Source organism: Streptomyces sp. NPDC058751, assembly GCF_042746485.1.
Lineage (GTDB): Bacteria > Actinomycetota > Actinomycetes > Streptomycetales > Streptomycetaceae > Streptomyces.
Genome location: NZ_JBHYPZ010000042.1, coordinates 53,246 through 68,327 on the forward strand (window position 1 = coordinate 53,246; position 15,082 = coordinate 68,327).

Annotated in this window: 9 protein-coding genes; 1 reads left to right on the forward strand and 8 read right to left on the reverse strand. The window is 71.3% G+C overall.

Features of this window, described 5'->3' with window-relative positions:
• The 4 genes from ACFW6B_RS31720 to ACFW6B_RS31735 form a co-directional block, all read right to left on the reverse strand.
• Positions 1-1,155: GNAT family N-acetyltransferase (locus tag ACFW6B_RS31720; protein WP_386601438.1), on the reverse strand; the 1,155-nt coding region annotated here is incomplete at its 3' end.
• 80 nt (positions 1,156-1,235) lie between these two features.
• Positions 1,236-1,769, reverse strand: a complete 534-nt coding sequence (locus tag ACFW6B_RS31725; RefSeq protein ID WP_386601440.1) for a hypothetical protein — start codon at positions 1,767-1,769, stop codon at positions 1,236-1,238.
• A gap of 58 nt (positions 1,770-1,827) precedes the next feature.
• Positions 1,828-2,874 carry a DUF5937 family protein gene (locus ACFW6B_RS31730; RefSeq protein ID WP_386601441.1) on the reverse strand — a complete coding sequence of 349 codons (1,047 nt, stop codon included), beginning with the start codon at positions 2,872-2,874 and terminating at the stop codon, positions 1,828-1,830.
• 18 nt (positions 2,875-2,892) lie between these two features.
• Positions 2,893-4,101, reverse strand: a complete 1,209-nt coding sequence (locus tag ACFW6B_RS31735; RefSeq protein ID WP_386601443.1) for a M20 family metallopeptidase — start codon at positions 4,099-4,101, stop codon at positions 2,893-2,895.
• A gap of 585 nt (positions 4,102-4,686) precedes the next feature.
• On the opposite strand from ACFW6B_RS31735, the gene ACFW6B_RS31740 reads away from it, so the two are divergent.
• Positions 4,687-5,160, forward strand: a complete 474-nt coding sequence (locus ACFW6B_RS31740; RefSeq protein ID WP_386601445.1) for a LamG-like jellyroll fold domain-containing protein — start codon at positions 4,687-4,689, stop codon at positions 5,158-5,160.
• 80 nt (positions 5,161-5,240) lie between these two features.
• Here ACFW6B_RS31740 and ACFW6B_RS31745 read toward each other — a convergent pair whose 3' ends face one another.
• The 4 genes from ACFW6B_RS31745 to ACFW6B_RS31760 are packed head-to-tail and all read right to left on the reverse strand — an operon-like array spanning position 5,241 to position 14,422.
• The gene (locus tag ACFW6B_RS31745) at positions 5,241-6,332 is read right to left on the reverse strand and encodes a DNA helicase (RefSeq protein ID WP_386601447.1); all 1,092 of its coding nucleotides are present in this window, start codon (positions 6,330-6,332) and stop codon (positions 5,241-5,243) included.
• Complete coding sequence (gene drmB, locus ACFW6B_RS31750) at positions 6,329-8,182, reverse strand: DrmB family protein (protein ID WP_386601449.1); 1,854 nt, start codon at positions 8,180-8,182, stop codon at positions 6,329-6,331. Before drmB ends, ACFW6B_RS31745 begins: the two co-directional genes overlap by 4 nt.
• Positions 8,179-11,316: a helicase-related protein gene (locus tag ACFW6B_RS31755; protein ID WP_386601450.1), complete on the reverse strand. Its 3,138-nt coding sequence runs from the start codon at positions 11,314-11,316 to the stop codon at positions 8,179-8,181. The genes drmB and ACFW6B_RS31755 overlap by 4 nt, the downstream gene beginning before the upstream one ends.
• Before the next feature lie 55 nt (positions 11,317-11,371).
• On the reverse strand, positions 11,372-14,422 hold the full coding sequence (locus ACFW6B_RS31760) for a sigma-70 family RNA polymerase sigma factor (protein ID WP_386601452.1): 3,051 nt from the start codon (positions 14,420-14,422) through the stop codon (positions 11,372-11,374).
• Positions 14,423-15,082: the final 660 nt, after the last annotated feature.

Genomic DNA, 15,082 nt, shown 5'->3' on the forward strand with positions numbered 1-15,082 from the left:
GTTGGTGATGGGGGGGCGCGGGCCCTCCACCCCCCCCCCCGGCCCCGGCGCGCGCTCGGGGGGGGGGGGGCGCCCCGGCGCCCCCCCCCCCGACCGCACGTCCTCGGGCGTGAGGACGACGGTGGCCGAACCACCGACGCCGTACTCGCCCTTGACCACGCTCGTCAGCCCGGCCGCCGCCCGGTCCGCCAGTGCCCGTGCCAGCTCGCGCCGTGAGCCGACCGGCTCCTGGGCGGGCACCCGGATGCCGGGGTGAGCGGCGGCGAGCCGCCGGAAGAGCCGGTGGGAGACGGCCTTCGACTCGTGGTCCAGCCGGAGGGGCGGCCCGGCCACGAGCCGTTCGGACGCCTCGGTACGTCCCCAGGCCAGCACCGGCAGACCGGAGTCCCGGATGCGCCGCGTCAGCGCCGGCCGGTCCAGGAGGGCCCGGGTCAGGGCGCCGCCGGGGGCGTCGACGCAGTGCACCTCCACCTCGTCCCACTCCAGCTGCCGGGCCAGACCACGCGTCCAGGCCGCTTCGACGGGCAGCGGAAGGACCACCAGGGCGGGATGCGGGCCCGCGAAGACGGAGAGGCAGGCGTAGTGCGGGACACCGTTCGCGGGCGCCCCGCCGGGGAACTGGGCGTGGAACTCCGCCACGTTGCCGAGGTGGACGGACCGTCCGCCTCCCGTCCACGCCCGCACCCAGGACGGAGTGGTCCCGGCCGGCCACGCCTCCATCCCGACCAGCCCTCCCGGGGACGGCGAGGTGCCGGTGCGCCGCGCGCCCATGGCGAGGTAGAAGGGCTCGGCGTGCGCGTCGGCGGTGATGGTCACCCCGTCGCAGCCGATCCGTCCGGCCTCCGCGAGCATGTGCCGGTAGAGCGACCGGCCCACTCCCCGGCCGATCGACGGCGGATCGACGAAGAGCATGCCGAGCTCCGCGCGGGGCGGCCCCCCGTCCAGGGCGGCCACCCCGAGGACCCGGTCGCCCGCCGCGGCCACCTTCACCCTGCGGTCGGCCATGTCCCCCGGCGCCAGCCGGAGTTCGTCCGCACAGGCCGCCAAGTACGCGTCGTCGTATCCCCAGTGGGCCTTGGAACGCAGCACCAGCGCGCTCAGCGCGGCGGCCTCCTCGGGCCGTCCCGCCCGGATGTGGATCCCGTCGGTGGTCACGAGGGGATTGTTCCAGCCCGGCGGCTTCGGCCCGCCCGCGAAGCCGCCGCCCCGAACGGCCCGAACGCCCCGTACCGCGCTCATGCCTCGTAGTTGACGACCTGACGGGCCGGTTCCACGTCCGCCCTCTCGAACTCCACCCGCACTCCGGGGATGTCCCGGTGGGCGGGCCGTGGCGCGAGGAGGGCGGTCAGGGCCTCGCGCACGCCGTTCTCGTCGTCCTCCGGGAGCACCCGGGTCAGGTTCCCGTACCTGGGGTCCTCGGCCAGTGCACGCCGTACGTCCCACGGGCCACCGGTACGGCGGGCCCGTACCACGGCGATCGGGTCGACGACGGTGCAGCGGAAGAGGACCGTGACGGGGTACTCCAGATGCCCTCCCGGTGTGGTCAGCAGCCGGCGGACGTACACCCGCGCACCGTGCTGGACGTCGACCACGGTCACCGCCGCGGCCGGACCGGGGACGGACGGCCCGGTGCCGTACACCCCGTCGGTCTCGTGCACGAGGACCTGGCCGGTCCCCGCGGCCAGGGGGCTGCGCCGCTCGCGCCAGGCGTCCCACCGGCAGCGGGGGCGCAGTTCGCGGTGGCGGACGATCGGGTAGCGGTTCCTCATCGGGCCGTTCCTCCCGTCGGGGGGTGCGTCGGTGTGCGGGTGCGCGCCGGGGTGAGCGTCAGTACTGGAGTGCCGTGGCCACGTCCCGCCCTATGCGCTCGACCGCGGTGAGGTCGAGGCCGTAGTGCACGTAGCGGCCGTTGCGTTCCACCCGGACCAGGCCCAGGTCGCGCAGGGCACGCAGATGGCGGGAGACCTGCGGGCGGGTCATCGAGAGCCGTTCGGCCAGGTCGGCGGTGGTCATCGACTGGCGGGCGATGAGCCGGCACAGGCGCACCCGGCGCGGGTCGGTGAGCGCCAGCATGCGGCTGCGGGCCAGCGTGACCCCGGTCTCCGGGGCGTGCACCGGGAAGTGCACGACCGGCGGCAGCCCCGGCTCGTCCTTCACCAGCAGGTGCGGGGCGCCGTACCGGGTGGGGAGCAGGAGGACCGGCGAGCGGACCGGGCTGATCACCGCGTGGTGCACCTTGTCGAGGACGACCCGGGCGGGGTCGTCCAGGCGGGTGCTCGACGGGCTGAGCGAGAGCAGGGCCGCGGCGGGCCCCTCGTCCGCGAGCCGCTGCCGTACCCGGTGCGCGGCCCGCGACAGGACGGGCACGGTCTCGGCCCACAGCCGGTCGAAGAAGACGCCGCGGCACAGGTCGAGGAAGGCGAGGAGGTCGTCGCGCAGCCGCTCCGGGTCGCGCAGCAGGTCCTCGGCCAGGGCCGAGTGCGGCTTCGGCAGCACGGACGCGGTCTGGCGCAGCACCTGTGCCTGTGCCGGGTCGTGCAGCACCCGGGAGAAGTCGAAGGCGCGGTAGCCACTGGCGCAGGTGTACGCGGTGAGTTCGGCGAACCGGTCCGGGGACAGGCCGGTCAGGGGTTCGCCCAGTCCCGGGTAGAAGCCCCGCCAGCGCAGTGCCGTCCACAGCGGTGCGAAACGCCGCAGCCCGGCCCGGAAGCCGGCCGGCGCGGACGCGGCCACCTCCTGCGCCCAGGCGGCGTGTTCGGCGTGGTGGCCGTACTCCGTCAGCACGTGCAGGCTCGCGGCCAGCTCCGCGTGGGGGGACACGGCGACCGTGAACCGGTCCGGGGCGGCCCCTTCCAGGACGATCACGACCGACATGAGCGGGAGTGTAGGGGCTCACACCGACACCCCGGCCCCCGCGGCGAACTCGGCCCGTGCCGCCGCGAGTACCTCCGGTTCCGTGAGCAGCGCGGCGACCACCTCGGCCAGCCCGGCCGCCGCGACCTGGGTGCGGTCGTGGGCGAACGGCGTGGCCGCGGCCTCGCGCATCGCGTCGGAGTGGGCGGGCGTACCGGCGTCGGCGATCTGGACGTACGGGTGGATGACCGGCATCAGCTGCGAGAGGTTGCCGATGTCCGAGGAGCCGGCCGGACTGTCGGGGTCGTACGGCCCGACGTCCGCGCCCAGTGCGCGCACCGCGTCCCCGAACCGCTCGGCGAGCACGGTGTTGTTGCGGCGCTCGGCGTACATCGGGCCGGTCTCGTGGACCTCGGCGCGTGTCCCGGTGGCGAGCGCGACGCCCTCGGCGGCGGCCCGCACCCGGTCCACCAGCGCCAGGGCCGAGCCGGCCGTGCGGTCCCGTACGTACAGGTCCACGGCGGCCCGCGCGGGGACCACGTTCGGCGCCTGGCCGCCGTCGGAGACGATCCCGTGCAGCCGTGCGGTCGGCGGCACGAACTGCCGCATCGAGTCGAGGGCGTTGAGGAAGAGCTGGGCGGCGGCCAGGGCGCTGCGCCCCTGCCACGGCGACACCGAGGCGTGCGTGCTGACCCCGGTGAACGCGATCCGCAGGTGCGCCGCCGCGAGACCGGGCCGGCCGGTCAGCCAGCGGTCCCCGGGGTGGAACATCACCGCCGCGTCCACCCCGTCGAAGACGCCCGCCTCGGCCAGTACGGCCTTGCCCGCGCCGCCCATCTCCTCTCCCGGCGTGCCGATGACCATGACGGTTCCCGGGTGTGCGGGCAGGGCGCGTACGACGGCGATGGCGGCCGCCGCCGCTCCGGCCGCGATGAGGTTGTGGCCGCAGCCGTGCCCGACGCCGGGCAGCGCGTCGTACTCCGCGAGGACGGCGGCACGGGGCCCGGGCGCGGTCCCGGGGTGCACCGCGACGAACGCGGTGTCGAGCCCGCCCGCGCCCGTCGTGACCGTGAACCCGGACTCCTCGAGCCAGCGGGTCAGCACCTGCTGGGCGTGGAACTCGGCGAACTTCAGCTCGGGGCGGGCGTGGATGGCAAGGCTGACGGCGTCCATGCGGGGCCGCAGGACGGCGAGTTCGGTGGAGAGCGTCTCCGGAGTGGGGGTGGATGTGGGGGTGGGTGAGGGCATGGGGCACTCGACTCCCGTCGTACGAGGCGCCGTCGGCGCGTGGTCGGTACGACGAGGGTGCGGCCGGGGCGAACCGGGCGGGGGCGGATTACCGCGGGCCAGGCAACCGTCGCCGGGCCCGGAGGCCCGATCGCGTCATCCGAGGAACTGGGTGACGCGGGACCACGCGGTCGGAGTCCCGGACGCGGTGGGCGCGGGACGCCCGTCCCGCAGCCGACGCCAGACCTGCCGGGGGCAACGGCCCTTGGGACGGCCGTCGGTGAAGTCCTGGTAGGGCACCCTGAGCGGCTGGAGACCGAATCGACCGGTCGGTACCGGTGGCTGGACATCGCCGGCGGCCGCACCAATGGCACCCCGGCCCAGAGGTATACCTGCAAAACGGCACCGACCACACCGTGCACGCGTTGGGCAAGTGCCTGGACGTCACCAAGGGCGACACCGACAACAGCACGCTGGTACAGCTTCTACCAGTGCAACAGCACCGGCTCCCAGGAATGGGTCCCCGGCCCGTACCCCGGCACGCTCAAGAATCCGCAGTCCGGCCGCTGCCTCGCCGACCAGAAGGGGGCCGCCACCGACAACAATGTGCTGCCCGCCGCCCAGCCGGTGATTCCGGTCGGCATCGGCGAGCAGGACCATCCGACCGCCGCCTCCGCTCCCGTGCTCGACACCAGCCGCAGCTACACCGTCTCGGCCTGGGCCAACCTGAGCAGTCTGACCGCGCACTCCACCTTCGTCTCGCAGTCCGGCACCAGCGCCAACGGCCTCCAGCTGTACTACTCCAGCGGCGCGCACGTCTTCGCCTTCGGCCGCGCCCACGCGGACGACACGGGAGGCGACTTCACCAGCGCCTACGGACCCACCACGGGGGCACAGAGCCCCAGGACCAACACCTGGTTCCACCTGGTGGGCCTCTTCGGACGCCGGATCTCCAAGAGCAGCTACGGGGAGTACGCCGACGGCAAGGTCGCCGACGTACAGCTCTTCACCGAGGCGCTCACTCCGGGCGGTGTCGCCTCGCTCAGCAAGAACCGCCCGGTTCCCACCCAGCTCTCCTGAGCTCTCCGGGTTCCGCACACGGTGGCCCGCCGCCCCTTGCCGGGGGCGGCGGGCCACCGTGCTCAGGCCGTGGCAGCCGGCTAACCGCGCAGCAGATCCCGGGATCCGATCTGCGCGCACAGGGGTGGCTCCGTGTCTCCCTCATAAGCCAGATGCAGTTCACGCCGCGCTCGGGTTGCCAGAACGTAGTACGTCATGCGCAGGGCAGCCGAAGTGGGGTCGACGGCTGCGTCCGTATGCGTGTCGGGGATGACGACGGTGTCGAAGCCCAGTCCTTTGGCGCTTGCCCGGTGGACGAGCACGATCCCTGGGCGGCCGAGATCCAGCGTGCGGTATCGGCTGTGTCCCGCACGGGCCTGGGAGGTGTACAGCTGGGGCTTCAGCCGCGGTGCTCTGCGCTCCAGACTACCGAGCAGTGAGAATTGGGTGTGGGTGGAGTTCACGATCACGCCGATGCTCTGCTCTGGGTGTCTTTGTGCCATCAGGATCAGCAGGTCCGCCGCCCCATGACGCGGGAGATGGTGCAAGCGCGGGGGCGGGCCTTCATTCTCCGGCAGGTCCGGCAGGCCGGCCCCCGTATGGAAGTGGGCTGCGAAGGAAGCGATCTGCCGTGTGTTGCGGTGGTTGCCGTCGAGTTCGAGCCGTGTGCACCGGCCCAGCCTCTCAGCGATCTCGTCGAGAGTGGAGTTGGTGTCGGTCAGCCGCTGGCACTCGTCCGCGAAGACGGTCGTACGCCCTCCGAGCAGCCGACAGAGGCGATAGAACTCCGGCGGCAGGTCCTGGCCTTCGTCGATGACGAGGGTGAGTTCGGGAGCAGGGCCGGTATGCGCGGCACGCTCGTAGAGCGCGGGCCAGTCGAACCACCCGTCGGTGCCGCGTGGAGGTTGTCCGCCGTACCACTCGGTGAGCCACGCATGTGCGGTCGCGACGCGCACGCTGCGGTCCGCCGGACCGAGCGCGTGTACGGTCGCGGCCAGGGACTGGCGAAGCAGATTGGACCGGGTCAGCAGGACCACGGGGGTTCCGGTGAGGGCGAGCATGATGGCCCGCTGGGCCGCCAGGAGGCTCTTGCCGCTGCCGGGCGGGCCGCTGACCAGGTGATTGCCGTCGAAGGGGAGATCATCGAGGCAGGAGCGCTGTTCCGGTACGAGGTCGCGGTAGGTGAGGGTCACTGTTCCTCCAGGGCATCTGCCGCGGCGCTCCGGGCGGCAGTGACGATCGACTCCAGATACCCGGGTACCTGACCACCACCGATGACGAGAGCCCGGTCGAGGAGGGTGTTACCGGTCTCGCAGCTCGTCTCGGGCAGTAGGGCGCAGGCATGGCAGGCCGCGCGATTGAGGTTGCCGAAGCCCTGGCCGGCGTGCTCTGCGCAAAGAGGGTCGGCCGAGCACCAGGCGGCGGCTTCGGTCATCCGCAGCAGGGTCTCGGCGAGGCGGGGCGGCTCACCCTGTTGCACGAGCCCGCCCAGGGTTCCTTCGGCGTCCCCCGCCGCTGTGTAGATGAGGATGCCGTACTGGTCCTGTTCGGGCCGTCCGTAGACACGTTCGCGCAGGCTGGCCGTCGTGTAGCCGGATTCGAAGGAGAGCTGGCGGATCAGCAGGTGAGCGAGGGTGTGCAGGAGGACGAAACGCGGGGAGAGGCTTTCCCCGGTCAGGGCTTGGAGTCTGTCCTTCTGGAAGGAACGGTCGAAGTCCGCGCGGATTCCGGCAACGCGACGGCGCACCTCCGCCTCGCTCTCCCATGCGGTGAGTTCGGCTTTGTCGAGGGTGAGGAGGATTCCTTCGCCGAAGACTTCCACAGCCGGAAGCCATTTGAGCCGCCGAGCCGTGTCAGCTGGAACAAGGCTCGCGTCCGGAGAGACCCGGCTGAACCCGGACAGGGCGCGCACCTCGCGCAGCCGGTCGGCGAGGACGATCCGTCCGATGCGGCGGTGCAGGCCTGCCCAGGGTTCGGCTGCCTCCTGGCCGAGCCCGAGGGTTGTCTCGCGCAACGCGAAGTTCCGTGTGGCGACGGGTACCGGCGCGGTGAACGCGGTCCATTCCTCACGGCTGAGGTCGGGGCGGGCCGGCGCCGCATCCGCATCCGCTGGTGCAGCGGCCGGGGGCTGCCCCGTCTCCTCGGCGATCAAGGCGTCGAGGAGCTGATCGTCCGCGCCGGTGTCCTCCTGGATCATCTCGCGGAACACATCGGCGCGCGGGGTCCCCGCTACCCGGCAGAGCGACACCCACAGGTCGTGCTCGCGTACGCGTCCGGCGAGTTCTTCGTCTCCCTGCGACGCGGGCACGTCGGACTCCGGGATGTCGAGCGCCGAGTGCACGACCGGGTAGTACAGATTGCCCGCCGTACGTTGCACGATCTGTACGGGCTTCACGCACTCCATGGCTTCGTTGGCCCGCTGCCAGGGGTTGCGCCCGGAGCAGCGCATACCGTGTGTGCCGAGGATGTCGAGCAGGTCGCGCGAAGCCCCGCACCCCTGGGCCTTGCAGACGATGGAGAGCGCTTCGAGGCCGGAGGCGCGCTCGGACACGAGGAAATGGAGTCTCTCGCGTTCGCCGCACTGCCGGCGCTCGCCGGCTTCTCGCCGCGAGTGGGCCCAGAACCACCAGTCGACGTCACTGAGATGGCCGGCCACGCAGATCTGCACGAACCGCATGGGGGACAGTGTCCGGCCGGGTGAACAGGACGGGCAGCGGGGCGGCTGTCCCGGCTTCTCGTCGGCGATGCGCCAGCGCTTCATACGGCGGCATGCCCCGCAGAACAACCAGGACGGGAAGCGGATGTAGGGGGCGCCGGGAGCGTCGGGGGTGTCGAAGCGGTCGTTGGCCGTCGGAGGGGCGGCGTAGAAACCGGTGACGCCGAGCCGGTCGGCGAGCCGGGGCGATTCGACGCGCTGTCTGGCCTTGTGCGGCCAGTCGCCGATGCCGGTGGCCACGAACGACTCGCCCTGGATGTCGAAGACGGCCCCGACTCCGAAGGGCAGAACGGTCTGCGACTGGCGTACGCGGAGCGTGCGGCTCACAGGTCGGCCCCCTTGACCATCACCTGGCATTCCCGGTCGACGTTGCGCATGGAGTTGGGTGTCTCCCAAAGGCCGTAGCGTTGTTCGAAGCTCTTGATCAGGTTGGACTGGCCCTTGCCCTGGCTGCGGTAGTACAGCTCGCGGCCGTCCTTGCGGGCCTCGCGTGCGGCGTCCTCCCAGTCGGCGAGGAGTTCCGCGAGTTCCTTGCGTACGGCGTCGGCGGCGTACGGTTCGCCGACGGCGGCTCGCATCGCCAACTCTTCGACGAGGGACTCCACTTCGGGCAGCCGGTCGAGAATGTGGCCCGCCTGGTTCTCGGCGGCGAGGCCGAGGCGGTGCCGTACGAGGATGACGAGTGCGGCATGCAGGGCGCGCCGCCGTGACGGGATGGACCAGGGGGTGACGCTGGTCGGTTCCACGTGCCGGTAGAGCGAGCGGTGGTACACGTCGAAGGTCTCGTAGTGTGAACGGTCCCTGGGACGAGTGGCGTTGAAGAAGGTGACGACGAGACCGGGAACGGTGTGCCGGCCGACCCGGCTGGTGGCCTGGATGTATTCAGCCGTCGTCTTGGGCTGTCCCTGCATGAGCATCAGTGCGAGCCGCTTCACGTCGATACCGACGGACAACATGTTGGTGCAGGGCAGGAACGACACCGACTGCGGGTCGCCCCAGGGTTTTTCGAGGCGATCGAGAAGGACGGGTTGCTCGGCCCGTGGCAGGTTGCTGGTCAGCTCCTGTACCTGATGGTCCAGCAGTTGCCTTACCCCCGAGCCCGAGTCCAGCCCTGTGAGCTGTGCGGGGATGTCGTCGCCCGCCGCTGTGACCGTGCGGCCGAGCTCACGGAGGCTGTGGTGGTAGGCGACCAGGGTCCAGTAGGCGTCCCGATGTTCTTCAGGCAGCTCGTAGGCGCCTTGGAGCATTGCGGCAGCGGTGGCGACTGCCGCGCGGCCGGCGGTATGCCCCTGGGCCATGACGCCGAGGTAGCGGCGGCCGGGACGGGACGTGTCGGGTTCGGCGAAGTAGGAGTGGCGGGCGTCGAGTCCGGCAGGCGGGAAGAGCTGGGCGTCGCTGCCGTACAGGGCACGGATCTGTTCGCCCGAGCGGCGGATCGTCGCCGTGGATGCCACCACCTTGGGTCCGATGCCGTCGTGGGTGGTGCACAGCCCGAGTACGGCCGCCTCGTACAGGCCGACGGTGGTACCGAGCGGGCCGGTGAGCAGGTGCAGCTCGTCCTGGATGACGAGGGACGGAGGCAGGTTGCCGCTGCCCGCGCCGAACAGCCGTCCCGAGCGTGGTTCCCACGCGAGCCGGGCGAACTTGTCCACGGTACCGAGGACGAAGGTGGGCGGACGGTCGTACAACTGCTCGTCGACGACGGCGACGGGCAGTTCGTCGTGGAAGGCGCACTCCTCGCGCGGGCAGAAGAACGTGAAGGAATCGGCGCCGGCGCGTACTCCGTAGTCCCCGATGTCGGGCGACTTGTGGGCAGGCATGATACGCGTGCCGCACCAGGGGCAGCGGTCGAGGATGAAGACGTCGTCGGGCCGGGCGGCGCCGCGCACGTCGTCGAAGACCGCGCGAGCCTTCTCGTACGAGTTGGGGGAGGTCGCCTCGCCCACCCACAGCCCGATGGAGAAGGGTTCGTCCCCGTGGAGTGCCGGGTCGGCGCGCCGCAGCGTCTCCAGGGCACAGATGGTGGTGGCCGCTCGCTGGAACTGCTGGGTGGTGAGAAGGCTCAGGGTGTAGCGGCTCAGCACCGCGGTTCCGCCGCCGTCGCTCTCCCCACGGCGCAGCACCATGACGAAGGCGGCGAGCAGCAGGTACGCCTCTGTCTTGCCGCCGCCGGTGGGAAACCAGATGAGGTCGGTGGTCGTCCTGTCGCGGTGCCGGGGGTCGGCCACGCCGTCCAGGGCGAGCAGGAAGAACGCGAGCTGGAAGGGCCGCCAGACGGCGTCTGGGCTCGGTTCCGGCTCCAGGAGCACCGTGTCGCGCCGGGCGCGGCGTTCACCTGCCTGATCGCCGGCCGAGTGCCGCATCTGGAGGGCCATCGCACGGTTCGCGGTACGGAACGCACGCAGCAGTTCGGGCCGCGCGGGATCGCAGAGGGTACGGACGCCTGACTCGATCCGGGTGACGGCGGCGTCGATGCGGGCCAGCACACGGTCGGCGGCTTCGCGGCCCCAGGCGGGGATCTCGGTGTTCAGCTGTCCGACGTACCAGGCTCGGTAGTCGGCGACGAATTCCGCCAGTTCTTCGTGGAGTTGATCGCGCGGTACGGCGGGATCGGCGAGATGCAGCACGTTCAGCACGGAGGATCCGGTGAAACCGGCGGCCCGGACACCGCTGACCTCGGCCTCCGGCATGACGGCGGCCTTCAAGGCGACCACTGTCCGACCGCCGCGCTCCTCACGGACACCGTACTGTTCCTCGACCGCACACCCGTGGCCGACGGCATGGGTGCGGACGTGCCGGTACTGGAGCCGCAGTTCCTGCTCCTCCAGGTCACGGCTGGCCAGCCGCACGCTCGGGTAGGGCAGGACATCACCGTCCGCGGGCCGTGCCTCCAGTTCGACCTGAAAGAGCATCCGGTCCCATTGCGCGGCCTTGCCCAGTGCCTGTTCGTGGTGAGCGGTGTTGACCAGAGCCACGGTGACGAGCTGCCCGGAGCCGAAGGCGCGTCTGCGGACACGAATCTCGGCACGTCCGTCGAGCACGGGGACGTGGTCCGAGCCGGGGCCGAGCGCATGGGTCTCCGCGGGCAGGGGAACGCGTTCCCAGCGACGGCCCCGCTCGCCGGTGGCGGCGAGCGTCGTGTAACGCGCTCCGGCGCAACGGACCTCGATGGTGGTGGCATTCGTGTAGAAGCTGAGGCCGAGCGAGGACGGCAGCCAGGAATTGGCCTCGGGCACAGGGTCCGCCGCCGGAGCCGTGTCCTCGGCACCGCCCTCCGTGCCCACACCTTCCAGTTCCTCGGCGGCAAGGTCCAACTGCCTCTGCAGATCGGCCTCCTGCGGATACAGCGTGCCCATGAGGTACTCGCGGTCCGGCGGTGCTTCGAGCAACTCGTGCTTCCCTGAGGCGGGGCCGACGAGCCGGCGGTGCAGGTAGGCGACGAGTTCCTGTCGGGGGTTCATGACGGTGCTCCTGATCAGGTACGGGTGGGCCGAGCGCACGGCGTGCGGGGCGAGGTCAGGACCGGCGCCAGCGGTCCCGGAGAGTGGAGCGGTTGGCAGAGGCTTCACGTTCGTCGGCGAGCTGCTTCTCCAGCTCGGTGATACGGGCCCAGGCGTCGTGCTCGCTCTGGGCGATCCGCGCCGCGGCCCGCTGTTCGGCCGCCTCCACTTGGCCGGCCGCCTGCCACCTGGCAGCGTGCAGTGCCCTGTCGCGTTCGGCGAGCAGGTCTTCCGCCTGCCCCAGCCGGTGCTCCAGGTCAGAGATACGGATCTCCCCTTCCTCGCGGTAACGCCGTAGCCGCTGGGCTGTCTCCTCCGCCCGCCGCTGGGAGTCGTTCGCCCGCTTGTACAACACTTCTGCGCGCTCTTCCGCCGCGCCGGCCCGTTCCTCCGCGTCGTTCGCGCGCCGCTCGGCCGTACCGGCGATTTGCTCGGCCTCGTTCGCGCGCTGCTCGGCCCGGACGCCTCGCTCGACGGCGGCGGCCAGGGCCGTCCGTGCCGCGCGTTCCCTTTGCAGAGCGGTTTCGGCCCGTTCGGCCAAGACCCGCTGCTCCTCGCGGTGATCGCCCCCGAGACGGGCGATCCGCTCCTCGGTCCGTGCCAGGAGGTACCGCTCCCTGCGGAGCAGAGCCTTGTCCATTCGGTGCAGCAACGTCTCTTCCAGAGCGTCGAGCTGCTGTTCGGTGTCCGCGAGGGCGGCGATGCGTCGGGCTTCGGCGGCCTGCCGGGCCTCGGCGAGGTTCCGTCGGGCTTCGTCCCGTACCCGCGTCAGTTCGGCTTCGTATTCACGGCGTACGTCGTTGAGACGCTGCTCGGAGTCGTCGTCCGCCTTCGCCTTGTCCCACCCGCCGCCCCGGTGCGCGGTCCCGGTCGGGGGTGCCTCCTCCGGGGTACGGCCGTCCGAGGTCAGAGGTCTGTCCTCCGCGGAGGCCACGGACTGCCCCATGACGGTCACCACTTCAACGTTGACCTGCGTACCCGTCCGGTCCTCGTCGGCTCCACGCGGTCCATCCACCCGTGCGGACCGGGGTCGGTCATCGTGCAGCGCCTTCGACGGTTCCGGCGGCATGCCGGGCACGTGAGCCGGGATGTCATCCGGAGTGGCCCTCTGGGCCGCGCGTGACGCCTCTGCGACGAACTCCCGCAACGAGTCACGCACAGCAAGGCGCGACTCACTCAATACCAAGGGCTTGGCGGCCAGATATGCGCACGGGGCCACGCCGACCAGTGCCTCGGCGGGCCTTTCGAAGAAGTCCTCCGGCCGCAGCCCGACCCCTTTCACGGTGTCGAACACGCGCCTCAATACCTCCAGGGCCATGATCACAGGCCGGTCGAGTGCCGCCCTGTCCCGCACGGCACGCACGACGTTGTCGGCCGAGGACGAGCCGAGCAGAACGGCGAGTTGGGCATGCCCCAACGCGAGCAGCGCGTACTCGGCGAGCCACGCCACTCCCTCATCGAGACCGGCCTGCATCCGCAGCGCCCGCTGCCAGTCCGCCGCGTACCGGGGGGAGACTCCCGCCGGTTCGGGCGCAGAAGCCCCACTCGCCTCGGTGACGGCCTGCGCCGCATACGAACGCCCGGGCGCAGTCTCCCCCGTCGGCTCCGCACACGGCTTCTGCGCCTGCCCGGGACCCGACGTGGCATCGGGCCCGGCGACCGCTGCTCCAGAAGCCTGCGTCATGAGCGGCCCGGAAGCATCCGGGCGCCCCTCGTGGGGCAGGTCCGCCTGCTCCTCCAGGGCAGGTGCGGGAGCGGCGAGAACCGCCGGCCGCGTCTCCGCCGCAGATTCCTTCGCCTCCTCACCGTGTGCGGTGTGCTCCTCGGGGTCGGCCGTCATGTCCTGGCCAAGGCGTTCACCGTCCGGTGCCCCCGGCGCCTCAGCCGACTGCGGATGGCCTTCCCGCGAAACCTCCTGTGGCGCGGGAGTGGGCAGCACGGCACGCACTCGCTTCTTCCCCGCGCCCTGCCTCAGGGACCCGGCTTTCTCGTGCGAGCCGAGCTCGTCACCAGGTGACGGGGTGTCGACCGGTGATTCAGGTCCGGATTCCCCGCCGTCCTCATACCGGTACGCGTCGGTGAGGCCGGCCGTCCTCAGCCGGTCCCTGAAGGCGACCAGGGCCTTGGTCTCGATCTGCCGGATCCGTTCCCGGGTCACCCCGAACTCCCGCCCCAGTTCATCGAGGGTCGAGGGTTCGTCCCGGTCCAGGCCGAGGCGCCGGACAAGGATGCGGGCCTCACGCTCGGTGAAGGTGTCGACGATCGCGAGCGCCTGTTCCAGAAGACACGCGTCCAGTACGCCTCTGTCCACCGGCGGCAGCGGATTCGCCCGGCCGATGAAGTCGCCCAGGGTGGCCCCGTCACCGATGACGCGGTCGAGGGAGTCGGTGCGTCGGCTCAGCTTCCGGGCTTCCTCGACCTTTTTCATGGTCATGTCGCAGTACACAGCCACGTCGGCGACTCCGGCGGGCCGCCCCTGCGTCGCGAGGGTGCGCTCCGCCAGTGCCACCTTGCGGATCTGTTCGTGCATATGGACAGGAACGCGGATGGCGGCGCCCTCGTCCGCGATACCCCGAACGATCGACTGACGGACCCACCAGGTCGCGTACGTCGAGAACTTGAAGCCCTTGGCCGGATCGAACTTCCGCGCCGCCCGCATCAGCCCCAACGCGCCGTGCTGGAACAGGTCGTCGTAGTCCAGACCTTGATCCAGATACCGGGGAACCATCTTGTGCACGAGCCGCTGATTGTGCAGGACGAAGCAGTCCCGTGCGCGGATCCGGAGATCGTCGGCAGGCAGGCGGCGCAGGGTCTCGTCGTCGACTTCCTCCGCCACGTGGTCCGGTCCGCCCCGGACCAGCACGGCAAGTCCGACCTCCGCCTCAGCGGTCAGCAGACGCGTGTCCGGCCGTCGCCGAAACCGGTCGCCCTCAAGGACGGCCATGGCGGCGGCCACAGCTGCCACGAGGTCCCCGACGCCCCCGCCGGTCTCCGCTTCCGGCAACGGGAAGGGCTCGTCGTCGGCGGGCCCCGCCGACTCGTACCCCTCGACATCAGCGAGATCCATCCTCAAGACATCGGCTGCCGGGGCGGCCGTACCGGTCCCGGCCATCACGCTTCCGGCTTCCGCGAGCATCTCCGCCGACGCGGCGGCCTCGCCACGGATCCGGGCCCCCGCCCGCAGAGCAGCCGTGTCCCGTGGGCCGAGTCCTGCCAACCGCGCCACGCCGTCCACCGCGCGCGAGGTCACATACCCCTCGGGGTCGGCATACCTGTTCAGCAGGGCACGGACGGCACCGCCGGAAGGCGAGACGAAATCGCACACATTTTCTTCACCATTTCGTGCAACCTTTTCCACATCCAGGCTGTCACCCCCTGCATGCACAACCGCACCCCGGACGGGCAACCCGAGCCTGGCCAGCTCCTCGCGCAGCCGCTCCCGCTCGACGTCACCGAGCCCCAGCGCGCGAGTGTGCGTCATGAACGCGGATTCCGGCACGGCGCCATCGACCGCCGCACGCCGAAGCCGGGCCAGGAGCTCCGCCAAAGCGGCCTTCAATCCCGGCCCGCGATCACTCTCACCCCGAGGACCGACCCCCGACGCACTCCCGGAGTCGGGCCCGGACGAACCCTCCGGCGCGCCATGCCCTCCGACGGACCGGTACCTCATGCGCCCCACCCCCTACCCGATGACATCGTGACCATATTTGTGACACGTTGACAATGT

Coding starts and splice junctions, on each gene's coding strand:
- ACFW6B_RS31725 (WP_386601440.1), bottom strand. CDS start 1,769: ATGAGGAACCGCTACCCGATCGTCCGCCACCGCGAACTGCGCCCCCGC.
- ACFW6B_RS31730 (WP_386601441.1), bottom strand. CDS start 2,874: ATGTCGGTCGTGATCGTCCTGGAAGGGGCCGCCCCGGACCGGTTCACG.
- ACFW6B_RS31735 (WP_386601443.1), bottom strand. CDS start 4,101: ATGCCCTCACCCACCCCCACATCCACCCCCACTCCGGAGACGCTCTCC.
- ACFW6B_RS31755 (WP_386601450.1), bottom strand. CDS start 11,316: ATGAACCCCCGACAGGAACTCGTCGCCTACCTGCACCGCCGGCTCGTC.
- ACFW6B_RS31760 (WP_386601452.1), bottom strand. CDS start 14,422: ATGGATCTCGCTGATGTCGAGGGGTACGAGTCGGCGGGGCCCGCCGAC.